At 66.7% G+C, this 9,985-nt stretch carries 8 protein-coding genes and 1 tRNA gene; 5 read left to right on the top strand and 4 right to left on the bottom strand.

The window, feature by feature from the left end; all coding sequences use genetic code 11:
- Window positions 1-5: 5 nt before the first annotated feature.
- Genes hutU through hutI form a run of 4 tightly spaced genes read right to left on the bottom strand, consistent with a single transcriptional unit; the run spans window position 6 to window position 5,214 of the window.
- Window positions 6-1,673, bottom strand: a complete 1,668-nt coding sequence (gene hutU, locus N6H05_RS16335) for a urocanate hydratase (RefSeq protein ID WP_284110580.1) — start codon at window positions 1,671-1,673, stop codon at window positions 6-8.
- Window positions 1,674-1,679: 6 nt separating this feature from the next.
- Window positions 1,680-2,492 (bottom strand): N-formylglutamate deformylase, encoded by an 813-nt coding sequence (gene hutG / locus N6H05_RS16330; protein ID WP_284110578.1) that lies wholly within the window; start codon window positions 2,490-2,492, stop codon window positions 1,680-1,682.
- Entirely contained in the window at window positions 2,489-4,018 is a 1,530-nt protein-coding gene (gene hutH / locus N6H05_RS16325) for a histidine ammonia-lyase (protein ID WP_284110577.1), read from the bottom strand. Before hutH ends, hutG begins: the two co-directional genes overlap by 4 nt.
- Window positions 4,015-5,214 carry an imidazolonepropionase gene (gene hutI / locus N6H05_RS16320; RefSeq protein WP_284114251.1) on the bottom strand — a complete coding sequence of 400 codons (1,200 nt, stop codon included), beginning with the start codon at window positions 5,212-5,214 and terminating at the stop codon, window positions 4,015-4,017. The genes hutH and hutI overlap by 4 nt, the downstream gene beginning before the upstream one ends.
- A 95-nt stretch (window positions 5,215-5,309) precedes the next feature.
- Here hutI and N6H05_RS16315 point away from each other — a divergent pair, with 95 nt between their 5' ends.
- From N6H05_RS16315 to N6H05_RS16295, 5 genes are all read left to right on the top strand, one after another.
- Entirely contained in the window at window positions 5,310-6,665 is a 1,356-nt protein-coding gene (locus N6H05_RS16315; RefSeq protein WP_284110575.1) for a formimidoylglutamate deiminase, read from the top strand.
- A complete protein-coding gene (gene hutC / locus N6H05_RS16310; RefSeq protein ID WP_284110574.1) occupies window positions 6,662-7,381 on the top strand; it encodes a histidine utilization transcriptional repressor HutC in 720 nt (239 codons plus the stop codon). Before N6H05_RS16315 ends, hutC begins: the two co-directional genes overlap by 4 nt.
- A gap of 192 nt (window positions 7,382-7,573) precedes the next feature.
- Window positions 7,574-7,650, top strand: a tRNA-Pro gene (locus N6H05_RS16305).
- A gap of 470 nt (window positions 7,651-8,120) precedes the next feature.
- Window positions 8,121-9,344: a BtaA family protein gene (locus N6H05_RS16300; protein WP_284110573.1), complete on the top strand. Its 1,224-nt coding sequence runs from the start codon at window positions 8,121-8,123 to the stop codon at window positions 9,342-9,344.
- Window positions 9,341-9,985 carry a class I SAM-dependent methyltransferase gene (locus N6H05_RS16295; RefSeq protein ID WP_284110571.1) on the top strand — a complete coding sequence of 215 codons (645 nt, stop codon included), beginning with the start codon at window positions 9,341-9,343 and terminating at the stop codon, window positions 9,983-9,985. Before N6H05_RS16300 ends, N6H05_RS16295 begins: the two co-directional genes overlap by 4 nt.

Here is a 9,985-nt window from a genome sequence, read left to right as displayed (position 1 = left end):
GTGGCTCAGCCCAATATCCCCGGCAAGTCCAGTCCCTTGTCACGGGCACAGTCGCGCGCGATCTCGTAACCCGCATCGGCATGGCGCATCACGCCGGTGGCCGGGTCGTTCCACAATACCCGCTCCAGCCGCGCGGCCGCTTCCGCCGTGCCGTCGGCGACAATGACCATGCCGCTATGCTGGCTATAGCCCATGCCGACGCCGCCGCCATGGTGGAGCGATACCCAGGTCGCGCCCGATGCGGTGTTGAGCAGCGCGTTGAGCAGCGGCCAGTCGCTGACCGCGTCCGAGCCGTCCATCATCGCTTCGGTCTCGCGATTGGGGGAGGCGACCGAGCCGCTGTCGAGATGGTCGCGACCAATGACGACCGGGGCCTTGAGTTCGCCCTTTGCCACCATCTCGTTGAAGGCGAGGCCGAGGCGATGACGATCGCCCAGCCCAACCCAGCAGATGCGCGCGGGCAGGCCCTGGAAATGGATCTTCTCCCGCGCCATGTCGAGCCAGTTATGAAGATGGGCGTTGTCGGGGAGCAATTCCTTCACCTTGGCGTCGGTCTTGTAGATATCCTCCGGATCGCCCGACAGCGCCGCCCAGCGGAATGGGCCGATGCCGCGGCAGAAAAGCGGGCGGATATAAGCGGGAACGAAGCCGGGGAAGTCGAAGGCATTGTCGACGCCCTCGTCCTTCGCCATCTGGCGGATATTATTGCCATAATCGGTGGTGGGAACGCCCGCCGCCTGGAAATCCAACATGGCGCGGACATGGATGGCCATGCTGGCCTTGGCGGCCTTGGCCACCGCTTGCGGCTCGCGCTCGCGCCGCTCGATCCATTCGGCAACGCTCCAGCCGGCGGGCAGATAGCCATTCACCGGGTCATGGGCGCTGGTCTGGTCGGTCAGCAGGTCGGGGCGGATGCCGCGCGCGAACATTTCCGGCAGGATTTCGGCCGCGTTGCCGAGCAGGCCGACCGAAACGGGCTTCTTGTCGGCGCAGCTTTGCTCGATGATCGCCATGGCTTCCTCGATCGTCGCGGCCGCGACATCGAGATAGCCGGTGCGCAGGCGCATCTCGATGCGGCTGGGCTGGCATTCGATGGCGAGGCAGGAGGCACCAGCCATGACGGCGGCCAGCGGTTGCGCCCCGCCCATGCCGCCCAGGCCCGCCGTCAGCAGCCATTTGCCGCTGAGGTCGCCGCCATGATGCTGGCGCCCCATTTCGACGAACGTCTCATAGGTGCCCTGCACGATACCCTGGGTGCCGATATAGATCCAGCTACCGGCGGTCATCTGGCCATACATGGCCAGGCCCCGCTTATCGAGTTCGTTGAAATGCTCCCAATTGGCCCAGTGCGGCACCAGGTTGGAGTTGGCGATCAGCACGCGTGGCGCATCGCGATGGGTGCGGAACACGCCGACCGGCTTGCCCGACTGGACCAGCAGGGTCTGGTCGTCCTCCAGCCGCTTCAGCGTCTCGACGATCCGGTCATAGCTTTCCCAGTCGCGCGCGGCGCGGCCGATGCCGCCATAGACGACCAGTTCTTCCGGCCGCTCCGCGACGTCGGGATGGAGATTGTTCATCAGCATGCGCAGCGGCGCTTCGGTCAACCAGCTCTTGGCGCTGAGCTGCGTGCCGGTGGCGGGCTTGATGATGCGGCTATTGTCGATGCGGGTCATGGAGGATCAGCCTTCCTGGCGGGTGAAGGCGAGGCAGGCCTTCAAGATGGCGGTGAGGGTGGCGGTCAGCGGTGCGGCATGGGCCGGGTCGAGCGGTGGTGGCCAACTGGTCTCGGTCCGCTCGGCCGGTTCGTGGAGATAGCCGCGCATCGCCAGTTCCATCTGGATCGCATGGACGCCCTGTTCGGGCCGGCCGTAATGGCGCGTGGTCCAGCCGCCACGGAAGCGGCCGTCGACGACATGGCTCATGCCGCTTGCTGCGCAGAGCCGGGCGACCTCGGCGGTGAGGTCCGGCGAACAGGTCGTGCCGAAATTGGTACCGATGTTGAACTGCGGCAATGCGCCGTCGAACAGGCGGGGCACATGGCTGCGGATCGAATGGGCGTCATAGAGGACGACCCGGTCATGCCGGGCGCGCAGCCGGTCGATCTCCGCCTGCAGTGCGGCATGATAGGGTGTGAACCAGTTGGCCAGCCGCCGGTCGATCTCGGCCGCGTCAGGGACGGCGCCGGCATAGAGCGGTCCGCCATCGAAATCGGTCGTCGGGCAAAGCTCGGTCGTCGCCTGCCCCGGATAGAGCGAGGCACCGGAGGGATCGCGATTGACGTCGATCACGCTGCGCGAGATGGCGGTGCGGATCGTCGTCGCGCCCAGATCGCGAGCGAAGGCGTAAAGCTGGTCCACCCACCAGTCGGCATCGGCGCGCGCTATCCAGGGCGAACGAAAGGCGTCGCCGACATCGGCGAGATCTGTCCCGGTATGCGGGAAGGCGACGATCAGCGCCGCCGCGCCCCGCTGGATGTCGAGCCAGTCGTTCATCCCAGCACCGGGAGGGCGTGACCAGCGGCCGCCACCAGCGCGCCCGATCGGACGATGCGGTTGGCCGCTTCCATGTCGGGATGGAAATGGCGATCGTCGGTCAGGTGCGGCACCTGATCCCGCATGCAAGTGCGCGCCGCTTCCAATGCGGTACTGGAGGTGAGCGGGGCGTGAAAGTCCATGCCCTGCACGGCCGCCAGCAATTCGATGCCGATCACTGCGGTCGCATTTTCCGCCATGTCGAGCAGGCGGCGCGCGCCATGGGCGGCCATGGAGACATGATCCTCCTGATTGGCGCTGGTCGGGATCGAGTCCACGCTGGCCGGATAGGCGCGTTGCTTATTCTCCGACACCAAAGCGGCGGCCGTCACCTGCGGGATCATGAAGCCCGAATTGAGGCCGGGTTTCGGCGTCAGGAAGGCAGGCAGGCCGCTCAGCGCCGGATCGACCAGCATGGCGATGCGGCGCTCGGCGATCGACCCGATCTCGCAGATGGCGAGCGCGATCATGTCGGCGGCGAAGGCGACCGGCTCGGCATGGAAATTGCCGCCCGACAGCGCTTCGTCGCTGTCCGGGAAGATCAGCGGATTGTCGGACACGCCATTGGCCTCGATGGCCAGCGTAGTCGCCGCCTGGCGCAGCAGGTCGAGCGCGGCACCCATCACCTGCGGCTGGCAGCGCAGGCAATAGGGATCCTGCACCCGCGCATCGCCGCTCAGATGGCTGGCGCGGATCGCCGAACCGGCCATCAGGCCGCGCAGCGCATCGGCCGTCTCGATCTGTCCGGCATGGCGACGCAGTGCGTGGATGCGAGGATCGAAGGGGGTGTCGGAGCCCTTGGCCGCCTCGGTCGAGAGCGCGCCGGTGACCAGCGCCGCCTGGAACAATGTCTCCGCCTCGAACAGGCCGGCGAGCGCGTTGGCGGTCGAGAATTGGGTGCCGTTGAGCAGCGCCAATCCTTCCTTGGGGCCAAGCTCCAGCGGCGCGAGGCCGGCGCGGGCCAGCGCTTCGATGGCGGGCAGGCGTTCTTCGCCTAGCATGATGTCGCCGACGCCAATCATCGCGGCGGCCATGTGCGACAAGGGAGCGAGATCGCCGCTGGCGCCGACCGATCCCTGGGCGGGCACCACCGGGGTCAGCCCCTGGACCAGCATCGCCTCCAGCAGGGCAACGGTCTGCGGCTGCACGCCCGACGCGCCCTGGCCCAGGCTGGCGAGCTTCAGCGCCATCATCAGGCGGATGACCGGCACGGGGGAGGGGGCACCGGTGCCGGCGGCATGGCTCAGCACGATATTGCGCTGGAGCGTGGCCAGGTCTTCGTCACCGATCCGCACGCTCGCCAGCTTGCCGAAGCCGGTGTTGATGCCATAGACCGGCTCGCCCTTCGCCAGGATGCGCGCCACCGCTGCCGCGCTTTGCGCGATGCGCGGCGTCGATCCTGCATCGAGCCGGGCCGTCGCGCCGCGATAGATGGCGCGCCAGTCGGCCAGCGAGGCTTCGCCGGGGACGAGGATGATAGCGTTCATTGACCACTCCAGATGCGGGCATGGAGCGGGTTATACCCCATGCGATAAACCAGTTCGGCGGGGCGCTCTATGTCCCAGATGGCAAGGTCGCAGCTTTTGCCGGCCTCCAGCGTGCCGATTTTGTCGGATAGACCCAGCGCGCGGGCCGCGTTGCGGGTCACGCCCGCCAGGCATTCGTCGACGGTCAGGCGGAACAGGGTGGCGCCCATGTTCATGACCAGCAGCAGCGAGGTGAGCGGCGAGGTGCCGGGATTGCAGTCGGTCGCCAGCGCGATCGGCACGCCGGCACGGCGCAGCCCGTCGATCGGCGGCAGCTTCGTCTCGCGCACGAAATAATAAGCACCCGGCAGCAAGGTCGCGACCGTGCCGGCGCGGGCCATGGCGGCGATGCCGTCTTCGTCCAGATATTCCAGATGATCGGCCGACAGAGCGCCATGGCTGGCGGCGAGCGCGGCGCCAAGCAGGTTGGAAAGCTGTTCGGCATGGAGCTTCACCGGCAGGCCGAGCGCGCGCGCGGCGCTGAACAATCGGTCGGTCTGCGCCGGCGAAAAGCCGATCCCCTCGCAAAAGGCGTCGACCGCGTCCGCCAGCCCTTCGGCGGCGACGGCGGGCAACAGGTCGTCGCACAGCATCGCAACATAGGCGTCGGCATTGCCGGCATATTCGGGCGGCAGGGCGTGGGCGCCGAGGAAGGTCGTGGCGATCCGCACCGGCCGTTCGCGGCCCAGCTGGCGCGCAGCGCGCAGCATCCGCAACTCGGAGGCGGGATCGAGGCCGTAGCCGGACTTGACCTCGACCGTGGTGGCGCCTTCGGCGATCAGCGCGTCGAGCCGGGGCAGGGCGCTGGTGACTAGGTCCGCCTCGCTCGCTGCGCGGGTGGCGCGCATGGTCGAGACGATGCCGCCGCCGGCACGCGCAATCTCTTCATAGGAGGCGCCGGCTAGGCGCAGCTCGAACTCGGCGGCGCGATCGCCGCCATGGACCAGATGGGTGTGGCAGTCGATCAGCCCCGGGGTGATCCAGCGGCCGGCACAGTCGATCGTTTCGGTGGGGGCGAAGGCAGGGCCATCGGCGCGGGCGCCCGCATAGAGGATGCGGCCGTCGCGCGCGGCGATCACGCCATCCTCGACCGCGCCGATCCCGTCGCCCTCCATCGTCGCCAGCCGGGCATTGGTCCATAGCCGGTCGCATATCATCGTCATCGCCAGCCTCCCTTCACGGCCTGTACCCAGATTGCATGATTCGATATTTAATGTATAGACATTATATCGGTCCGGGAGATTTGCAGTCCATGACGTCCCTGTTTTTCGACCATGTGTTGCTGCCGGAGGGGTGGGCGCGGGATGTCCGCATGCAGTTGCAGGGCGGCGCGATCGCATCGATCGAGCAAAGCACCGCGCCGCAGGTCGAGGATATCCGTCACGCCGTTGCGCTGCCGGGCCTGCCCAATCTGCACAGCCATGCCTTCCAGCGGGCGATGGCCGGCCTGACCGAAGTACGCGGCCCGGCGGGCGACAGTTTCTGGACGTGGCGCGACCTCATGTATCGCTTCGTCGGCCGCATGGAGCCGGACGACATCGCGGCGATCGCGGCCCAGGCCTATGTCGAGATGCTGGAAAGCGGCTTCACCCGCGTCGGCGAATTTCACTATCTGCATCACGCCCCGGACGGCGCGCCCTATGCGAACCCGGCTGAAACCAGCCTGGCGATCATGGCGGCGGCGGCGGAAAGCGGCATCGGTCTGACGCTGTTGCCGGTCTTCTATGCCTGGTCGGGTTTCGGCGCCCAGCCGCCGAGCGCGGGCCAGCGGCGTTTCATCAATGATCTGGACGGCTTTGCCCGGCTGCGCGAGGCGACGATCGCCGGTGCACGTGATCTTCCCGATACCGTCGTCGGCGTGGCGCCGCACAGCCTGCGCGCGGTCGCGCCCGATGAACTGGCGCTGCTCGCCCGGATCGCGGGTCATAATCCGGTTCACATCCATATCGCCGAGCAGCGGAAGGAAGTGACTGACTGCATCACCTGGAGCGGCCAGCGGCCGGTCGAATGGCTGCTGGACCACGCGCCGGTAAGCAACCGCTGGTGCCTGGTCCATGCGACCCACATGACCAAGGATGAGGCACGAGCAATGGCAGCCAGCGGCGCGGTGGCAGGGCTTTGTCCCATCACCGAGGCCAATCTGGGCGACGGCCTCTTCCCTGCCGAACCCTTCCTGGATGGCGGCGGCGTCTATGGCGTCGGCAGCGATTCCAATGTCCGCATCGATGCGACCGAGGAATTGCGGCTGCTTGAATATGGCCAGCGCCTTGGCCTGCAGCAGCGCAATGTGCTGGCGCGCGAAGCGGATATGTCGACCGGCGATCGCCTTTATCGTGCGGCAGTGGCCGGCGGCGCGCAGGCGCTGGGCGCCGCGGCCGGATTGCGGGTCGGCGCATCGGCCGATTTCGTGACGCTGGACCTTGATCATCCCTCACTGTTCCATCGCCCGGTCGAGCGTGTGCTGGATGGGTTGATCTTCGGCGCCGGGCGCGAGGCGATCGATACGGTCTGGCGCCGGGGCGTGCAGATGGTAAGCGGCGGGCGGCATCGCGCCCGCGAGGCCATCGCCACCCGCTATCGCCGGACGCTGGAGAAACTGACCGCGTGAAACAGCCGCTGCACGAGAAGATCCGCGCCGATTTCGAGGCCCGCATCCTGGCCGGCACGCTGGCGCCGGGCGATCGGCTGCCGACCGAGCAGGAACTGATGCAGGCGCATGGCTGTTCGCGCATGACCGTGAACAAGGCGCTGTCGGCGCTGCAATCGGCCGGCCTGGTCGAGCGGCGCAAGAAGGCGGGCAGCTTCGTCGCGCGGCCGCGCGTTCATTCGATGGTGCTGGATATCCCGGACCTTGCCGTCCAGATCGGTGAGCGCGGCCAGCGGCACAGCTATCGTCTGACCGGACGGCAATTGCGCGGTCCGGTTGCGGGTAGGGACGAGGAAGCCGCGCTGGCCAATGGCGCGCAACTACTGGAACTGGATGGCATTCATTGCGCCGATGATCGGCCGCTCGCGGTGGAACATCGCCTGATCGCGACCCGCGCCGTGCCCGCGATCGTCGATGGCGATTTCGACAGCATCTCGCCAGGCACCTGGCTGCTGCAGCATGTGCCCTGGACAGAGGCGGAAAACCGGATTTCGGCGGTGGGCGCAACGCGGGAGGAGGCGACCCTGCTCGGCATCGCGCCCGGCGCGCCCTGCCTGTGCGTCGAGCGCCATACCTGGCGCGGCGGGGATCCGATCACCTATGTTCGCCAGATCTTCCTGGCTGACGCCTATGACATGGTGGCCCGCTTCGGTCCGGCGGGCGGCAGCGGAAACTGACCCGTACACGCAACCTCTCTGGACCTTCTGCGTTTATTCAACACACGGAAAGAAGGAGAGGATTGCGATGGGCAAGGGCATATTGCTGTGGCTGATCGGCGTGCCGATCCCCATTATCATACTTTTGTGGCTGTTCTTTCATTGATGGTGGATTGACGAAGCGCGCGCTCCCCCGCTAAGGCGCGCCTGCATCGGGGAGTAGCGCAGTCTGGTAGCGCGCCTGCTTTGGGAGCAGGATGTCGCAGGTTCGAATCCTGTCTCCCCGACCAACCTTCAATAACTTAGCGAATGCTCTCAGGGGCGTTTTACAATTGGTTCACACCGCCCCCTTCTTGCGTGTGGCTTCCGCGCCATGAGATTGGGGCCTGTAACCTCCTTTCGTCAATTCCGTCATGCCTCCATGCTCTGTGGCCTTGGCGTCGGCGTCAAGGGCTTCAATCGCGCGTCTCTCCGCGTCGGGAACAGGCCCGCTTCCGCTGTGTCGGCGGCATCGACAATGATGCTGGAGAATGATGCTGAAGCGATTCGCAACCACAAGCGAATGACCGGTGCCAAGGCCACTGTCCGCAGCATGTTCAGCCGCCAGCAGTTCGATCCAGTGCGCCATCAGATGCAGAAGATGGGAAAGGCGGTCCCGGTTCCGCAAGGGGCGTCATCATGGCGTAACCCAGCGGTCATGCGCACGACACGCGCCTGCCCTATCGGCCGACCGAACGACCCGGCAGCGAGGAGTGCGCCCATGGCCGCATCGGCCCACAAGAAAGTCACCAACGCGGTGCATCGTCACCGCCATCTGTCGAAGCAGGGGCTGCTGGAACGCGCCTTCACCTTCGCCTTCCGTGGCCTGGTCTATGCCCAGATCTGGGAAGACCCGGCGGTCGACATGGAAGCGCTGGCGATCACGCCCGACAGCCATGTGGTGACGATCGCGTCGGGCGGCTGCAATGTCCTCTCCTACCTGACCGCCGATCCCGCGAAGATCACCGCGGTCGACCTCAACACCGCCCATATCGCGCTCAACCGGCTAAAGCTGATGGCGGCGCAGACCTTGCCCGATCATGCCGCCTTCCATCGCTTCTTCGCGCGGGCCGACGACAAGGCGAACATTGCCGCCTATCGCGAGATCGTCGCGCCGCACCTGGATGAGGCGACGCGCCGCTATTGGGAAGGCCGCGACATGACCGGTCGCCGTCGCATCGGTGGCTTTGCGCGGGGCATATACAGGCATGGCCTGCTCGGCCGCTTCATCGGCGCAGCCCATCTGCTCGCCCGGCTGCATGGCGTGAACCCCAAGCGGATGCTGGACGCGCAGAGCCGCGAGGAGCAACTGGCGATCTTCGAGCGCGAACTGGCACCGATCTTCGACAAGGGCTTTGTCCGCTGGCTGACCAGCCAGCCCGCCTCGCTGTTCGGCCTCGGCATCCCCCCCGCGCAGTTCGAGGCGCTGGCCGGCGACGACCGGATGGACAATGTGCTGAAGGCGCGATTGAAGAAACTGGCCTGCGACTTCGACCTCCAAGACAATTATTTCGCCGTGCAGGCTTTCGGTCGCGGCTATGCAGGCGGCGAAGGGCCGTTGCCGCCCTATCTGCAGGCGGCCAATCATCGTGCGGTGCGCGACCGGGCCGAACGGGTCGATGTCCGGCATATCAACTTCACCGACTTCCTGACCAGCCAGCCGGCCGCATCATGCGACCGTTACATCCTGCTCGATGCGCAGGACTGGATGGATGACGAGCAGTTGAACGCGCTCTGGGCGCAGATCACCCGGACGGCCAAGCCGGGCGCCCGCGTGCTGTTCCGCACGGCTGGCGAACCGAGCATCCTGCCCGGCCGGGTCGCCGACGATGTGCTGGCCCATTGGGACTATCGGGCCGACGCCTCGCGCGACTATACCGCGCGCGATCGCTCGGCCATCTATGGCGGCGTGCATCTCTATGTGCTGAAGGGCGCCGACGCATGAGCGGCCATGGGCAGCTGATGGACGGGGTCTATCGCTACCAGCGGCACATTTATGACCTGACCCGCAAATATTATCTGCTGGGCCGCGACGGGTTGATCGCTGATCTCGATCCGCCCGCCGGCGGCGCGGTGCTGGAGATTGGCTGCGGCACCGGCCGCAACCTGATCGCGGTCGGCAAAGCCTGGCCCAAGGCGCGGCTCTATGGCGTCGATATCAGCGACGCGATGCTGGATACGGCGCGAGCTTCGGTCGCGAAAGCAGGCATGGCGGATCGCGTGACGCTGGCGCAGGGCGACGCCTGCGGTTTCGATCCGCAGGCGCTGTTCAGCCGGGCGAGCTTCGAGCGGGTGTTCATCAGCTATGCGCTGTCGATGATCCCCGAATGGGAAATGGCGCTGGTCCAGGCGGCACGCTGCGTGGCGCCCGGCGGCAAGCTGGAGGTCGTCGATTTCGGCCAGCAGGACGACCTGCCAGCGCTCTGGAAACGGGCGCTGTTCGGCTGGCTGGCCCGTTTCCACGTCTCGCCCCGGCGCGAACTCAATGGCGCGATCAACCGACTGGCGCAGGATATGGGCGGCTTCCCCCATGTCCGGACGCTCTATCGTGGCTATGCGGTCAGGGGCGGGCTGATCCGGGTCTGA

The sequence above is a fragment of the Sphingobium sp. WTD-1 genome, assembly GCF_030128825.1.
GTDB lineage: Bacteria > Pseudomonadota > Alphaproteobacteria > Sphingomonadales > Sphingomonadaceae > Sphingobium.
Note: the sequence above shows the minus strand (reverse complement) of the source record. Positions and strands in the feature narration are given on the sequence as shown.

Excerpts from the sequence above, each read along its gene's own strand:
- hutG (WP_284110578.1), bottom strand. The coding sequence starts at position 2,492 with ATGAACGACTGGCTCGACATCCAGCGGGGCGCGGCGGCGCTGATCGTC.
- hutI (WP_284114251.1), bottom strand. The coding sequence starts at position 5,214 with ATGATATGCGACCGGCTATGGACCAATGCCCGGCTGGCGACGATGGAG.
- N6H05_RS16315 (WP_284110575.1), top strand. The coding sequence starts at position 5,310 with ATGACGTCCCTGTTTTTCGACCATGTGTTGCTGCCGGAGGGGTGGGCG.
- hutH (WP_284110577.1), bottom strand. The coding sequence starts at position 4,018 with ATGAACGCTATCATCCTCGTCCCCGGCGAAGCCTCGCTGGCCGACTGG.
- hutU (WP_284110580.1), bottom strand. The coding sequence starts at position 1,673 with ATGACCCGCATCGACAATAGCCGCATCATCAAGCCCGCCACCGGCACG.
- N6H05_RS16300 (WP_284110573.1), top strand. The coding sequence starts at position 8,121 with ATGGCCGCATCGGCCCACAAGAAAGTCACCAACGCGGTGCATCGTCAC.
- N6H05_RS16295 (WP_284110571.1), top strand. The coding sequence starts at position 9,341 with ATGAGCGGCCATGGGCAGCTGATGGACGGGGTCTATCGCTACCAGCGG.